The following is a 15820-nucleotide window of genomic DNA, read 5'->3' on the forward strand; positions in this document are numbered from 1 at the left end:
TGATTACTCCTGTTCTTCGGCCACGAGGAAATAGGCGACACGGCCGGCGGCCCGGGTCAGCGTCGCATGCGGTTCGCCGGCCGGGATCACGACGAGATGGTCGCGCGTCACCCGCGTCACGCCGCCGGGCGTCTCGACATCGAACTCGCCGTCGAGGATGAACGAGATCTCGGTGCCGGCATGGATCGAATAGCCTTCGGCCGGGTGCCGCACGCCTTCGGGAAAGCTCGCCATGCCGTATGTGGTGGCGGTCGGCCGCTGCCAGCTTCGCTCACCCAGATTTTCGATCTGCACGCCGGCATCGGCCCAGCGCATCGGGATGATCTGCATCGTGTTTTCCTTCAATAGCTGACGCGGTTGCCGATCGGCGGCGGTGCGGAGAAGACGCCGAAGCTGGCCAGTTCGGCCTCGGGCGGCGGCGCGCAGCTCCAGGCCCGGCTCGGCGTCCAGCCGAAGCCGCGGCGCAACCCGCCCAGGAACTCGGCCATCTTGAACGCCGCGAGGATCGGATCGATCACGGGAACGCCCAGTTCCTTCTGGACAGCCTCGGCCATGCCGAACGAGCAGGTGCAGCCGAGGATCAGCGCCTCCGCCTTGTCCTCCTCGACCGCGCGGCGCCCCGCTTCCAGGATGCGCGCGGTGGTGAAGTCGCAATCCTTCTGGAGATCGGGCACGCCGATCCCGATCGCGCGCGTCGACGCCAGATTATGCGCATAGCCATAGGTGGTGATGCGCTCGCGCATCTGCACCGCCCATTTCTCCTGCCCGATGATGATCGAGAAGCGGTTGGCGAGATTGGCGGCGATCTGGACCGATGCCTGGCACGGAGCGACCACGACGGTGCCGCCCGAAATCTCGCGCGCATCCTCCAGCCCCGGATCGTAGAAGCAGCCGATGACCATCGCGTCATAGCCCTCACCATCGGCCATGCGCGCCAGCCGGACCATGTCCGCCACGATCAAGGCCTCATAGGTCCGGTATTCGAGGTGATCGGGCAGCAGTTTCGTGTTGAGCGAAACCACATCGACCCGGGTGCCGGGCTGCTTGATCCCGCCCATCAGCGCGCCCATCGGATCGTCATAAGCGGGCTTGCCGATCGGGTTCACCCAGAGCACCCGTGTCGTGTCGGTCATGTCAAAACTCTCCCTGCGCGCCGGCACAGGGCCGGCGCGGGATTGATGCGATTTGCGTTTGGGGCGTCCCCGCCCCCGAGGCGTCAGAACTTGATCGAGAAATCGATCGACCAGGTGCGCGGCAGGCCGGGCTGGGCAAAGCCACCCAGCACCCATTCCGCATTATATTTCTTGTCGAACAGGTTATCGACCGAGGCGATCAGCGACCAGCGTCCGTCGGGCTGCTCGACGCCGAGGCGGAGATTGGCAAGCTCATAGCCGCTGCGCGCCGTCGAATTCTCCGGATCCCAGAACTGCCGGCCATGATGCTCGACATCGGCGCGCGCGAACAGGCCGAAATCGTCGGTGATCGCGGTGCGATATTGCAGCCCCGCCGCCCAGCTGTCCTTGGGCACATAGGGGGTCTGGTTGCCGACCAGGCTGGGATCGACCGCATATGCGCGGATACGGCTGCGGGTATAGCCGTAATTGGCGAAGGCATCGAGGCCGTCGGCAAGCTTGGCCTGCGCTTCCAGCTCGAAGCCGGTCGAGCGCACGCGATCGATATTGACCAGCACCTGCCCGCCGATCGCCCCCAGGAACACGAAATAGAGCGGGTTCTTGTCCTTGGTCGTGTAGAATGTGCCGTTGAGGCGCAGGCGGCGATCGAACAGGTCGCTCTTGAAACCCAGTTCGAAGGTTTCGGCCTCTTCCTGCCGGACGACGTCCGAGACGCCGTTGACACCCGCCGCCTGCGCGACCGCGGCGACGCCGCTCTGGTTGAACTGGCCGGAGCGGAAACCCACACCCCAGGATCCGAACAGGTTCAGATTGTCGCTGACCCGGTATTTGGCGGAAACCTTGGGCTGGAACAGATCGTAGCTGTTGCGCTTGACGCAATTGTCGAGCGCCGCCGCCGAACAGCCGGCGGGCAAGGATCCGGTCTGGTCCGGACGCACCGCCTGGCGGCGGCGATCCTTGTCGTAGCGCCCGGCAACCGACAGCTCGAACCGGTCGGTGACGTCATAGGCAAGGTTGCCGAAGACCGCCCAGGCGCGATTGTGATTGTCGTCGGCGAAGAAGGACAAGGTCGGGTTCACCGGGTTGGTGAATTGCGGCACGCGTCGCACGGGCAAGATACCCTGCAGATTATCGTCGCCCGTCGTCGTCGAGATGAAGCGCTTCGTATCGAGATAATAAGCGCCGACCATCCAGCGGAACGACTGGTCGGAGCGCGAGGCGATGCGCAGTTCGTTCGACCACGCCTTCATGTCCTCGAACTGGGTCTGGGTGCCGTCGGTGCCGAAGACGTCGACGCTCGCGGTATAGGCAAACTGGTCGCCGGCGACATATTCCTGCACCCGATCATAGGCGGTGACGTTGGTGATCGTCGCGAAACCGGCATCATATTCGAGCTTGAGCGAAACCTGTCCGGTCTTGCGAACATTCTGGCCGAGATTGGTCGCGCAGAAGCTGCGGACGACGCGATTGGCGTCGGGCGCCGGCCCGCCGAATGGATTGGCGGGATCGAGGAAACAGGGCTTCGCCGGATCGAACTTGGCCGACTGATACTGAAAATTGACGCCGCCGCCTTCGGTGCGGCCATATTGGGCCTTGAGGTCGGCGGTGAAATTCTCGCCCAACTGCGCGAAGAGCTGGCCGCGCAGGTTGAGATCCTCGATCCCGTCGACCTTACGGTTCAGATAAGTGTTGCGGTAATAGCCGTCGAGATTGCGATAGCTGGCCGCGACGCGGAAGCGCAGCGCGTCGCCGGCGATCGGCCCAGAGACAGATCCGCGCGCCCGGTAATCCTGGCCGCGACCATAGCCGAGCGTTGCCGAACCCTCGAACGTGTCGCTCGGCTTCTTGGTGGTGATGACGATCGCGCCGCCGATCGCGTTGCGCCCGTAAAGCGCGCCCTGCGGGCCGCGCAGCACCTCGATCCGCTCCAGATCGAACAGATCCTGGGTGAGCTGGCGCGACGAGACCTGCTGGACGCCGTCGATGACGACCGCAACCGGGCTTTCGCCGTTGCGAACCTGCGAAACGCCGCGCACGGTGATGAAGGAAACGCCCGCGCTCTGCGACTGGTTGATCGAGATATTGGGCGTCGCCGACAGGAAGTCGCTGACCCCCTCGATCTTGCGGTCGGCGATCGACTGTTCGGAGAAGGCGGTGACCGCGAGCGGAATGTCCTGGAGATTTTCATTGCGGAGGCGCGCGGTGACGACGATGTCCTCGACGCCCATATTGTCAGCCTGGTTCTCCTGCGCCCAGGCGGATTGCGCGATCGCCGCACATGCCAGAGCCGCGCCTGTCGTCAGTTTCCGTTTGACCGAAATCGTCATCTCGTCCCCCCTTGGGCTGTCGCGCCGTCTTCGGGGCATTTGCTCCGGACGGGTCGAATGTTCTTGACCTCTTCGGTGTCGAACAGGCGGTGCCGGGAAACAATCGTCGCGAAGCATAGCCACGGGCGGGATTCGGTTAGGCTGGACGGCGTTGCCCCACAAAACCTACTCGAACGGGTAGGCTTTGGCTGGCTGACCTCGCCCCCGTGTCCGTTCGCTTCGAGCAGCGTCGAGCCTGTCGAGACGCGTCCGTCGAGAAGGGTTCGACGCCTGAGGCCTTCTCGACTTCGGTTCTCGGCAAGCTCGAACCTGCTCTCGAAACCAACTGCCGAGGTGTCAGATCAGGCCGAGTTCCCTCGCACGGGCGACCGCCTGGGTGCGGCGGGCAACGTCGAGTTTGGCGAACAGGTTCTTCAGGTGGAATTTCACCGTATGCTCGGTCATGTCGAGCAGCCGGGCGATCTCCTTGTTCGAACGCCCCTGCGCCAGTTCCTCGAGCACTTCGCGTTCGCGCAAGGAAAGCCCCGCCTCGCCGCGATCCTCATTGGCCCGCGCCAGCCGGGCGACGATGTTGGAGGTGAAATCGACGACCAATATGTCGACATAGGAGTCCTGCGCGTGGCGAACGACCGCGCGGAGCAGCGGCAGCGCGCCACGGCTTTCGAGAAAAGCACCGTAGGTGTTGTCATAGGCCGCGAGCGTCAGCGCCTCGATCATATCCTCGACCGCGCGCGGACGATCGCCGGACAGGTCGAGAAGCTGGGCCCGCGCGACCAGCATGCGCAGCACATGAAGCAGCGCGCCGGTGCCGCGCGCGCAACGCAACCCATCGCCCAGCATCGCGATCGCGCGGGCGCGATCGATCGCCGCGAAATGCGCCGCCAGCGCCAGCCGGCTCTCCACATAGACGAGCCAGCGGAACCGATCCTGATCCCAGCATCCGTCGGGCAGGTCCTGCCTCAGTCGCATCGCGACCGACATCCTGTCCGCATGGCCCGCTTGCATCAGCACCAGCGCGTCGGCCAGCCGGTCAAGCCGCTCCAGCCCGCGCACCTGCGCGATCCGCCGCGCCCGTTCGATCGCGGCATCATGATCGCGCAATTGGAAATATTCGACGGTCAGCGCGATATAATAAATGTCCACCCAGCCGTCATAGCGCTCCACCTGATCGAGATCGGCGCGCAGTTGCTCGACGGGAATGTCGGACTCCTCGCCTGCCCAGAAGCGCTGGCAACTGGCGAGTAGCCGCGACAGCGCGCGCAGACCCGGATCGAAGGCGAAATTCTCCTCCGCCATCCGGCGCGCGACGCTGAAATGCGCCTCTGCCGCCTTCAGCCGCCCCTGGTACATCGCAGCCAGGCCGGCATGGAGGAAACAATAATTGAGGCCGAGCACGGTGCGCGCCTGGCGCATCAGCCGCATCGTCTGCTGGGCGCGGCGATCCGCGGCGTCGAAGCGGCCCAGCGCGAGCTCGTAGACGATGAGCTGGCTCGACAAGATCGAGCGCGTGACCGGATCGTTCGCCCCCACCCCGGCCAGCCCCGCTTCGAGCCGGGCTATGCCCTCGCCATCGATCTGGTGATCCTCATAGACAGTGAGCAGCGCGCCGACATTGAGCAGATCGCGCTCGAGCGCCACGTCGCTCGAATGGGCGGCCTCGTACATGTGCGCGGCGATGTCGAAAAAGGCGCGCGCCTGCTGGAGCAGCCCGTCCTTCAGGCAGGAATAGGCCTTGGCGACCGAGATGCGCGGATAAGACTGGACGACATCCTCGGGCAATTGCTGCAAAAGGCCGCGCAGATAGCCGATACCGCCGAACAGGATCAGTTCCCAGCCGCCGGCTGCCTCGATCAGCCTCGCGCAGCGGTCGTAATCGTCGGCGAGCCGCGCATGGCGCACCGCATCGGACATATAGCCGTTGCGCTCGTACCAGCGAGAGGCGCTGCGATGGACGTCGAGCACGACCGCCTCGCCATGGCGGCGGCGCAGTTCGTTGCGCAGATATTCGGCGAAGAGATGATGGTAGCGATAGCCGGCGCCTCCTTCGTCCAGCGGCACGATCAACGCGCCCAGGGGTTCGAGCCGTGCGATCGTCGCCACGCTGTCGTCGCGGCCGGTGACGGCGGCGGCGAGCCCTTCGTTGAAATGCTCGAGCGGAGCGGTCAGCAGCAGGAAGGACTGGAGATCGGGATCGAGATCGCCGACGATCTGATCGGCCAGATAGGTGGCGATATGGCCCGAACCGCCGTTGAAGCGTGCGATGCGGCTGTTGTCGAGATCGTCGCCGACAAGCAGCTTGGCGAGTTGGACCGCCACCGGCCAGCCCTCGGTGCGCTCAAGCAGGATTTCCAGCGTCTCCGATCCGATCGGCCGTTCGAAGACCGCAGCCAGTTCGTCCGCGGTGAAGCGCAGGGCTTCGCTGGTCAGTTCGTCGGCCCGGCCCGCCGCCAGCAGATGCGCGACATCGAAGGGAAGCGCGGTCCGCGATGCCGCGACGATGGTCATGTTGCGCGGCATGGCGTGCAGCATAGCCTTCATCACCGCATCGACCGCAGGCGAACCGAGACGATGATAGTCGTCTAGCACCAGCAGCACCGGGCGATCGAAACGCGCGACCGCGTCGAGCATCGCCGACATGACGGAGGGGATGCCGCTGGCGACGAACCCCTCCTCCGCCCCGGTCTCCAGCCATTCAAGGTCGAGCCCGGCGGAAGAAAGCGAGGCGATCACATAGGACAGGAATTGCGAGGGTTCCGCATCCGCCTCGTCGAGCGTCAGCCAGGCGACCGCGGCGCCACGATCGCGCGCGGACCGGCACCATTCGGCGACCGTGGTCGACTTGGCATAGCCCGCCGGCGCGACGACGGTGGCAAGATCCAGATCGAGCCACCCGTCCATCCGCGCGAACAAGCGCGGCCGGCCGACCAGCCAGACATTGTTGCGCGGCAGATCGAGCTTGGACCGGAGCAGCCAGCGCCGCGCGACTTCGGTGTCGATGGGATCCGACATGACGTTCCTATCTTCGCAATCGCGCCGCTCCGCAACTCGGCCCCACGCGCCATTTGCGGGATGGAGCGCAAAGTGCTGGAATCTTGACAGATTATTCATCGCCTTTCGGGCTGTTCGGCATGCTCATTCGGGTTATGCTGCTGCCGAAACGATCGAAGGGGATCGTTTTCGAGCAAGAGAGGACGCGACATGAAGCGGATCTTCGGCACACTCATTCTTTCGACGGCACTCACGGCACAAAGCATCGCACCGTTGATGGCGCAGACGCGGCCATCGCAGAACCGGCCAGTGCCCCTGCCCCAGCCGGTTCCCGATCGGCCCGTACCGCTGCCGCATCCCGTTCCCGGCCGCCCCGAAATCCAGCCGCCACGACCCAATCCCGGCTATCCCGGTTATGATCGCGATCGCGGCTATGCGGGACGGCTCGTCTGCGAGTCGCGCAACAACCGCACCAAGCGCTGTGATGCGCGGACCGAGAACCGCGTCGTGCTGCTGACGCGCGGCAGCGGGAACTGTGTGCAGGGCCGGACCTGGGGCTATGACCGCCGCTCGATCTGGGTATCGCGCAATTGCCGGGGCACTTTCGCTTACGGCTATGGCAACAACTGGGGCGGCGGCTGGGACGATGGCCGCCCGGACCGGGATAAGGGCCCCAGCACCGGGCTGATCATCGGCGGCGTCGCCGTGGCGGCCGGGCTGGTCGCGCTGCTCGCCAGCAAGAACAAGAAGGCCGACAAGCCGGCCGAAACAACCGCGCCCGAAACGCCACCCAGCTATCCGCCGGGCCCGCCCGCCGCGATCTCCGCCGATCTCTCCTCGCTTCCCGCCGAGGCCAAACCGTCGATGCAGACCTGCCTGTTCGAAGCCTCTCGCCAGATCGGCGCAACAGGCGGCACGCGCCTGCGCTTCGATCGGCTGAGAAGCATCGAGCCCGGCAATGGCGGCTGGCGCTTCGCGGCCGAGCTGGTCGCGACCTATCCCGATGGCGACCGCAATGTGCCGATCTATTGCCGCGCGACGCCGAGCAAGGTGGTTCAGCTCGATTTCACGAGCTGACGCACGGCTGGGCATTGCTGCCGCGCCACAGCCGATTGGCGCGGCGGCGATTTGCCGGTAGGAGCCGCGCATGCTTCGCCTTTCCGGACTGTCCCTGCCGCTCGACCACGAAGCGGATGCGATACCCCTCGCCATCTGCCGGCGGTTGGGCATCGCGCCCCAAGACCTGCTGGGTTTCGAACTCGTTCGGCGCGGCAATGACGCGCGCCGCCGCAGCGAAATCCAGCTCGTCTATACGCTCGACCTCACGCTGGCCGACGAGGCTGCCGTGCTCGCGCGCTTCGCCAACGATCATAACTTGCGACCGACGCCGGACACGCGCTATCGCGCGCCCGTCATCGCCCCCGCCGGCTGGTCCGGCCTGCGCCCGGTGGTGGTGGGCGCCGGCCCCTGCGGGCTGTTCGCCGGGCTGATCCTGGCGCAGGCGGGGTTCCGCCCGATCATCCTCGATCGTGGCAAGGTGGTGCGCGAACGCACGCGCGACACCTGGGGCCTGTGGCGCCGGGCCGAACTCAATCCGGACTCCAACGTACAGTTCGGCGAGGGTGGCGCCGGCACCTTCTCCGACGGCAAGCTCTATTGCCGGATCAAGGATCCGCGCTTCCTGGGGCGCAAGGTGCTCGAGGAATTCGTGAAGGCCGGCGCCCCGGAGGATATCCTGACCGAGGCGCATCCGCATATCGGCACCTTCCGCCTCGTCTCCATGGTCGAAAGCATCCGCAATACGATCGAGGAATTGGGCGGCGAATATCGCTGGCAGACACGCGTTGACGACATCGAACTCGACCGGGGACCGGACGGCAAGGCCCGGCTGCGCGGCCTGCATCTCGCGGGCGGCGATTTCCTGGAGGCCGACCATGTCGTGCTCGCGGTCGGCCACAGCGCGCGGCCAACCTTCGAGATGCTGCACGCACGCGGCGTTCACATCGAAGCAAAGCCCTTCTCGATCGGCGTGCGAATCGAACATCCGCAATCCTGGATCGACCAGGCCCGCTATGGCCGCTGCGCGGGCCATCCCGATCTTGGCGCCGCAGCCTACAGCCTGTCGCACCATTGCGCCAACGGCCGAACGGTCTACAGCTTCTGCATGTGCCCCGGCGGACGCGTGGTCGCCGCGACGTCCGAGCCCGGCCGCGTCGTCACCAACGGCATGAGCCAATATTCGCGCGCCGAATTCAACGCCAATTCCGGGCTGGTCGTGGCGATCGATCCCGCGCGCGACTATCCCGATGGTCCATTGGCCGGCATCGCGCTCCAGCGTCATTGGGAATCGCTCGCCTATGTCGCGGGCGGCTCGTCCTATCACGCGCCCGGTCAGCGCGTCGGCGATTTCCTGGCGGGACGCGCATCGACTGAACTGGGCGAAGTGATCCCCTCCTACAAGCCGGGGGTCACCATGACAGACCTGTCGCAATGCCTGCCCGATTTCGCGGTCGACGCGATCCGAGAGGCATTGCCGGCATTTGGACGCCAAATTCCACGCTATGACCATCCAGATGCGGTGATGACCGGTGTGGAAACCCGAACGTCCTCGCCGATCCGCATCACACGCGGAAAGGATTTCCAGAGCCTCAATGTCGAAAGGCTATTCCCCGCAGGCGAAGGCGCCGGCTATGCGGGCGGCATCCTCTCCGCCGCGATCGACGGCATCAAGGTGGCGGAAGCGGTCGCGGCAAGCATCGCGGGAACACTGCGCTAGAACACCACATCGACAAGGACGATATCGGTGTAGCGACCAGCCGTTGGCGTCGCCTGCCCGGGATCGATGATCGCGCGATAGGTGAAGCCCTGAAGCGTGCTGCCGTCATAGAGGCCCGGATTGGTATCCGCCGCACCGCTGCTCCGCCGCTCGCCGCCGCTTGGGCCCCAGCGCGTCGAGCCACTGGTGCCCTGATAAAGCTCGTAGCGAAGATAATTGCTGCCCAATTTCATGCGCCGCGAACCGCCGGCATAATTGTCGCCATTGCTCAGGCCCACGGTATAGCTCGCGTCCGCGCTGCACCGGATCGAGATGGTGCGGGTTTTCGGCGTGAATTGCGAGACCAGCGCCACCGTACCGAAATCGACATCGGGCGCGGTGATCGCACAATCCTTGTCGACGGTGAGCGAGACGTTGATGGTCACCGGTACGCCCGTTCCCCAGGCCAAAGTGGTGAACAGACCCGGACGTACGAAACCCGGACTCTCGGAAAGCGCCAGACAGACCGCCACGCCCAGCGTACAGACCGAAAAATACCAGCGCAGATTGACGCTGCCTTGATAGGTTCCCGACGCCAGCCCGCTGGTCGGCGTGGTGCGAAAATAGAGCGGCACCGTTCCGCCCGGCCCGGTAAACAGGTGAAGCAGATCGAAGCTCGAGAAATCGGCCTCGGCTCCCGTCGTGATGGCCGTGCCGTTCGGCGCCGCGGAAACGATGAAGGGAACGGTCCGCCCGCCCGGCCCGACCAGGGTGAAGGTGGAGCTTTCGAGCTTCACCTTCAGATAGGAATTGGTCGCCACCGAAATCGCGCTGCAGCCAAGCCCGCTCGATCCGCTGCCCTGCTGGGCCGTGGTCGCGACCGTAAACGACCCCGCCGGCCCCAGCGTCGAGCTTGCGGTCGCAACTGTGCAAGATCCGAACGTCTGTGCATGCGCGCGTCCCGCCATCAATGCAAAGACGCAGGCCAGCATGGCCAATAGCGCGCGGATCAGCGGCATGAGACCGGCCCGATCATCGCATCTTCGGCACCTGGCGGCGGCGCCGCGAATTCGGCGGTACAGCGTGATCCGTCCGGCAAGGTGACGATAGCGGCGTTGATATCCTCCAGCGCCTCGACGAACAGGAAACCGTCCCAGCCGATCGCCTGCGCTGAGCCGCCGTTGATCGACGCGATCGTGCCGACAGGCAATGGAACGCCCTTGGCATCGACCAGCGTGACCCGGCCGGATCGCATCTCCCTGAGATCGAAATTCAGCACCAGGCCGCTGCCGCGCGCCACCGCGACGCTCTGCTCGACAACCGGCACGGCGACGTTGGTGGGCAGATCGAACGGGTCGATCGAGTAGCGCCCGGCATAATAGGCAGGCACCCACGGCACCAGCACATGCCCGTCGCCGCCACTACGGCCGACCAATTGGTTCTCATAACGCACCGGCACACCCGCCCGCCCGCCCGTATTCACCAGCACGAAGGAATCGGCGATGCGATTGGCAAGCAGCACGTCGTTCCCGATCGCGACGACCGATCCGCTGACGCCCGCCCAGCGTGTGATGTCGTTGCGGCGGCCATAGACACCCCCGCGCATTTCCATCGCAGATGTGCGCCATGCCAGTTCGCCCGAACCATAGAGCCCGGTATCCGACGCGCGTGCGAACATGACATTGCCGCCCAGCCCGCCGCTGGCCGGTATGGCGCGCCCATAATCGGCGCGAAGGGTGGTGGCGCCGCGCGCCTCACGCGAGAAGCTTGCCGCTGCCGTCCCTCTGCTGCCGCCCAGCGGCAGGATCAGGTTGAGCGCCCCCGACCATTGGCGGCGCCGCACCTCATAGGTGCCCGAAGTGAACAGGGTGACGCCACGGGCGAGAGACATCGACCATGAGCCGCTGGCCAGGCCGAGATCCTGCCCGCGCCGATCGCTGGTCGCGATATAGCTGGCCCCGAAATTGCCGAGCGCATCGCTCGACAGGCTGGTGGCGATGGTAGTCGTCGTGCGCGCGGCATGGCGATCGCCGATACTGGAAAGGTCCGAGAACCCTTCACTTTCTCGGACATGGCTCGCCGCGAAACCGAAGCGTCGTGCACGATATTGATAGCCGAATGTCAGCCTGTCCCCGGTTTCACCATCATCGTCGCTCATCGCATAGCCGGCATTGACGACACCGGCATTGCCGAGTTGGACGAGGGCTCCCAGATTTGCCGAAGCGAAGCCGCTGCTGGCCTCGGCCGATCCTTCCACCGTGATCAGCCGCGAAACACCGTAGCGCAGCGCTCCGGTCACCGCTGCGCGACCGTAATCGAAATTCCTGCGTCCGTAATTCCGGCGCAGCACACCAATTGATCCCGAAAAATCGAGCAAGCCGGGGCGAAGCAGGTCGTTGCTGACATAAAAGGGAATGGTGGTGGTGACCCGCCGGCCGAGCATGTCGGTGACGGCCAGCGTCGCCTGTCCGGCTCCGTTCAGCCCCGGCATCGCGCCGATCGCGAACGCGCCCGGCGCGACCTGTCCGCCGGCCGCGCGATAGCCGTCGATGAGCAGATCCACCGCCGACGGCAATCGCGCATCACCCGCGAATTCCGGCAAGGGATAGGTGATCACGTCGGGCCGCACCGAGAAGTCGCGCGAAATCTGGATTCCCGCCATCCGCACCGGACGATTGCCGGGCAGGCTGCGCGTCACGAAATCGCCGGCTTCGTAGGTGATCATGCGTTCGTCGTCGGAATAGCTCCAGTTGAGATCGTAGCGGATCACGTGACCACCCTGCACCGCTCCAGTCAGCGACACTTGCCCGAAGTCGCCGAACATCCGGGCCTCGCCCCATGCCACGGCACGCGGCGCGCGATCGGCGGCATCGACGAAATTGAGATCATAGTTGAGTACGACCCCGAAGCTGCTTTGCGGCCGCACCCGCGCCGTACCGCCGCCGCCGACCGACTGATGCGGCAGCCATGCGCTGGGCACGTCGAGCCTGAGGCGCTGATTGGGCTGATCATAATCGACCGCGACGCCATCGAGAGATCCCAGTTCGATCGCGCCCGACAGGCCGGTGGGAAGCATGACGCCTGCCGCGACCAGATCCGACGCCGCCATTTCACACCGCCCCTGGCCGAGCGTGACCGGCACGATCAATCCCGAGGAGACGCCGTTCACGACCAGTTCGAGCTGAAGCGTCTGCGCGGCGGGCATGCGATCATCCGCCGCGGGAATGCCGCCCAACCGGCCCGACGAGGCGAGGAGCGGCGATGCCGTCAGCGCGAAGAATGCGGCCAGACAGCCGGACAGCATCCGCATCCTGCGCGTCCACGCTGTGGGAACGGATCGCACGACGCATCACCGGCCGGCGCCGGCCCCGTCTGGGCATGGTGGAGGACATCGCGAGGGCATCCGGTCAGTCACCCGAGGCCGCGCCCATGGTGACGGCTTCGCCGTTCACGCTCAATCTGAGCACGCCATTGCCCGCGCCTTCGGGCAGCGGCCAGCGCATGGTTGCGCCGGCCAGCACATAGCCGAGCAGGCCCGGCGCGAACGGCTTCTTGTCCGCTTCGAAGCTGACATTGACCAGGCGGACATGCGTTTGCCCGGCATTGTGCATCTCCAGGAACCGCTTTCCGCTTTCGGAGACGATGCGCCAACCAAGCGCCTGTGCCGGCGCTGCCGCCGGCGCGCCGCCCGCCAGCTTGGGCCGCGACCGTCCATCGCCATAGGAAAAGAGCGGGATGGCGTAGCGCATCCGGAACTGGATTCGCGCGGCATCCGCCTGATCAGCGACCGCCGCCGGCAAGGGAATCTCATCCACGATGACGCGATAGGCGAGTTCCGCGCCGGCGGGCGCCGGTTGGGTGCGGGTCAGGCGGACAAGCTGGCGCTGCCCCGGTTCGATCCGCACCATGGGCGGCGTGCCGACCACCTCGTTCTGCGCGCCATAGTGATCACCCGCGTCGGATTGCTGCCAGCCGAATACCCGCACCTGAAGCTGGATCGGCGCTTTTCCCGGATTCTCCAGCCAGAGCGCGGTCGCGCGCTGCGTGGCCTCTATCGCAGGATCGACTGGCCAGATCAGGACCGCACCCGCCTGGGCGATCGCCGCACCCGGTAGCATCGCACCAAATGATGCCAGCAACCGTGCGACCGGAATGATGCAATGCCGCATGATGGTCCCCTCCCACAAAATCTCACCAGCTCAGCGTGACAGTCAGTATGTCTCCGTAAACGCCCGCCGGCCGCAGGCCCGAAAGCGTCAACCGCCCGAAGATCGGCAGCCGAATGTCGGTATAGTTAGTCGCGTCGACGGTGATGCCGATCGATGCTCCTGGCGCGATCACATCGGTGTAGCCCGCATTGGAATAGAGCGTGTACCCGATGCTATTGGCGACATCGGCGCCGCGCTGCAGGTTCCGTACGCCACCTGCGAGATGCGTTCCGGCATCCACGGACATATGCAGATTGGTCTCCGGCGTGCAGCGCAGCGTGATTGTCTGGTTGGACGTCACGCTTGCCGAACGCATTCCGCTCGTGAATGCAGAGACCGTGCCGAAATCGAGATGTCCGAAAGCCCCCGCTCCCGCCCCCGGTCCTTCGATCAGGCACCCCCGCTGGATCGTCGCGGCCACTTCGAAGGACTTGCTTGTCTCAGCCCGGGCCGGCCCGGACGGGATCGTCGCCGCGGCCGCCAGCATGGCATAGACACCGGCAGCGACGATCCGCGCCACAGCCCCCGCCCTTCGTCAAAGCTCGAGCGTGACGAGCACCGTATCGGAATAGGTGCCGGCAACGAGCCCCGCCGCACCATAGGCGCGGCCATAGACACGGATGACCTGCGCGCTGCCGTCACTGGCCAGCGCCAGGCTGCCGTCGATCGCGATCAGCGTATTGCGGCCTGCATCGGAATAGAGGCCATATTTCACATACTGGCCCGATGCGGAGGAATGCGCCATCGCGCGATTGCCCGATCCAGTGCCCTGGCCGTCATGTTGCCCGGCGCCAAAGGTAAGCGAAGGCGTGATGCCGGGTGTGCACTGGATCGCGATCCCCGTACCGCTGCCGACGGTCTCGCCATCGGCCGAAACGAACAGGCTGTTGCGCGATCCGAAATCGATCGTTCCGAAATCGCTGTTACTCGCACCGTCATTGGTCAATTGCCCGTTGATGATGCAGCCGCTCGTCAGCGTAATCGTGGCATCGACAGTGCCGGTGACATCGGCTTGCGCCGCCGTACCGGTTGCGATCGCGAACATTGCGCACGCCACGGATATGCATTTCACGTTCATAAAGCTCTCCACCGAAACGACGCCCCGTACTTGGCAGCAAGTACTGAACGCCGAACCCAAAGAGTTCGACAAGATGAATACTTCATTCGAACACTCTGCATTCGATAGACAACAACGGTTAAATATTCATTATTAGTCCAAATTGATCCTGATTGATTACTTGAGAGATACATCCAAAGTATTATTCAAAACGGTTGGATTTTCGGTTATATTTACAGTTCATTTTGGATGGTAGTTTTGGCGGATTCTCGGCATTTCCGCCGTTGGACACTGAAATGCAGGTCTCCCCCGCCTGAGTATCCGGTGCATCGCGCCACGACTTCATGCCTGCTATGGCGCTGCGAGCATGGCGAAGGACAGGCAATGAAGGTTGGAATCGTGGGTGCCGGCGCAATCGGCGGGTGGATCGGCGCAACCCTGGCGACGGCCGGCTCGCCGGTATCGGTACTGGCGCGCGGCGCGACACTCGACAATATCCACGCGAACGGTCTTGTGCTCGATCAGGAAGGTGGGCGGATCGCGCCAAGGGTGACGGTCTCCGCCGACGCCGCCGAACTCGGCGTGCAGGATCTGGTGGTGATCGCGGTCAAGGCCCCCGCGCTTCGCGAAGCAGCACAGGCGGCACGCCCGCTAATCGGCCATGATACCGTGATCGTGCCGATGCTCAACGGCGTGCCCTGGTGGTTCCTGGGCGACCGGCCCGAACTGAGCCCCGCCTCGCTCGATTCCGACGGCACGATCGGCGCCGTGCTGCCTGCCGACCAGGTGATAGGCTGCGTCGTCCACGCTTCCTGTTCGACCGTCGAACCGGGCGTTATCCGCAGGCATTTCGGCAAGGGCCTGATCCTGGGCGAGCCGTCGCACGCCATGACCGACCGGCTCGACCGCGTCGCGGCATTGTTCCGCGACGCATCGCTGGATGTCACCGTCAGCCAACGGATCCAGCAGGATATCTGGTACAAATTGTGGGGAAACATGACGATGAACCCCATTTCGGCGCTTACCCGCGCCACGGCGGACCGCATTCTCGACGACGAACTGGTCGCGACCTTCACATTGCGGATCATGGCCGAGGCCGCGGCGATAGGCGCCGCGATCGGCTGCCCGATCGCGGAGAGCGGTGAGGACCGCATACAGGTGACGCGCAAGCTTGGCGCCTTCAAGACCTCGATGCTCCAGGATGTCGAGGCCGGACGCGCGATCGAGGTGGACGCGCTGCTTGGCGCACCGCGCGCGATCGGCGCTCAGGCAGGCATTCCCACGCCCTATATGGATGCTTTGCTCGGTATGACGCGCCTGTTCGACGCCGGACGCGACCTTTAGGCGAGCAG

12 protein-coding genes are annotated in these 15820 nt (G+C 65.0%); 3 read left to right on the top strand and 9 right to left on the bottom strand.

What is annotated here, in order from left to right:
• Positions 1-3: 3 nt before the first annotated feature.
• The 4 genes from ACODTA_RS06205 to ACODTA_RS06220 form a co-directional block, all read right to left on the bottom strand.
• The gene (locus ACODTA_RS06205; RefSeq protein WP_489064936.1) at positions 4-330 is read right to left on the bottom strand and encodes a cupin domain-containing protein; all 327 of its coding nucleotides are present in this window, start codon (positions 328-330) and stop codon (positions 4-6) included.
• A gap of 11 nt (positions 331-341) precedes the next feature.
• Complete coding sequence (locus ACODTA_RS06210; protein WP_489064937.1) at positions 342-1133, bottom strand: aspartate/glutamate racemase family protein; 792 nt, start codon at positions 1131-1133, stop codon at positions 342-344.
• Between the two features lie 83 nt (positions 1134-1216).
• Positions 1217-3460, bottom strand: a complete 2244-nt coding sequence (locus ACODTA_RS06215; RefSeq protein ID WP_489064938.1) for a TonB-dependent receptor — start codon at positions 3458-3460, stop codon at positions 1217-1219.
• 336 nt (positions 3461-3796) lie between these two features.
• A complete protein-coding gene (locus tag ACODTA_RS06220; RefSeq protein WP_489064939.1) occupies positions 3797-6469 on the bottom strand; it encodes a winged helix-turn-helix domain-containing protein in 2673 nt (890 codons plus the stop codon).
• Positions 6470-6658: 189 nt separating this feature from the next.
• On the opposite strand from ACODTA_RS06220, the gene ACODTA_RS06225 reads away from it, so the two are divergent.
• Together ACODTA_RS06225 and ACODTA_RS06230 are read left to right on the top strand one after the other, a co-directional pair.
• Positions 6659-7525, top strand: a complete 867-nt coding sequence (locus tag ACODTA_RS06225; protein ID WP_489064940.1) for a DUF3011 domain-containing protein — start codon at positions 6659-6661, stop codon at positions 7523-7525.
• 70 nt (positions 7526-7595) lie between these two features.
• Positions 7596-9224 (top strand): NAD(P)/FAD-dependent oxidoreductase, encoded by a 1629-nt coding sequence (locus ACODTA_RS06230; protein ID WP_489064941.1) that lies wholly within the window; start codon positions 7596-7598, stop codon positions 9222-9224.
• On the opposite strand, the gene ACODTA_RS06235 is transcribed toward ACODTA_RS06230, so the two are convergent.
• The 5 genes from ACODTA_RS06235 to ACODTA_RS06255 form a co-directional block, all read right to left on the bottom strand.
• On the bottom strand, positions 9221-10222 hold the full coding sequence (locus ACODTA_RS06235; protein ID WP_489064942.1) for a Csu type fimbrial protein: 1002 nt from the start codon (positions 10220-10222) through the stop codon (positions 9221-9223). The genes ACODTA_RS06230 and ACODTA_RS06235 overlap by 4 nt on opposite strands.
• Entirely contained in the window at positions 10213-12513 is a 2301-nt protein-coding gene (locus ACODTA_RS06240) for a fimbria/pilus outer membrane usher protein (protein WP_489064943.1), read from the bottom strand. Before ACODTA_RS06240 ends, ACODTA_RS06235 begins: the two co-directional genes overlap by 10 nt.
• Before the next feature lie 97 nt (positions 12514-12610).
• On the bottom strand, positions 12611-13372 hold the full coding sequence (locus ACODTA_RS06245; protein ID WP_489064944.1) for a fimbrial biogenesis chaperone: 762 nt from the start codon (positions 13370-13372) through the stop codon (positions 12611-12613).
• A gap of 22 nt (positions 13373-13394) precedes the next feature.
• Complete coding sequence (locus ACODTA_RS06250; protein WP_489064945.1) at positions 13395-13931, bottom strand: Csu type fimbrial protein; 537 nt, start codon at positions 13929-13931, stop codon at positions 13395-13397.
• Between the two features lie 15 nt (positions 13932-13946).
• On the bottom strand, positions 13947-14456 hold the full coding sequence (locus tag ACODTA_RS06255) for a Csu type fimbrial protein (protein ID WP_489064946.1): 510 nt from the start codon (positions 14454-14456) through the stop codon (positions 13947-13949).
• A 396-nt stretch (positions 14457-14852) separates the two neighbouring features.
• Between ACODTA_RS06255 and ACODTA_RS06260 the strand changes: the two genes are divergently transcribed.
• Positions 14853-15812, top strand: a complete 960-nt coding sequence (locus ACODTA_RS06260) for a ketopantoate reductase family protein (protein WP_489064947.1) — start codon at positions 14853-14855, stop codon at positions 15810-15812.
• Positions 15813-15820: the final 8 nt, after the last annotated feature.

The sequence above is a fragment of the Sphingomonas sp. FG14 genome (genome assembly GCF_057809675.1).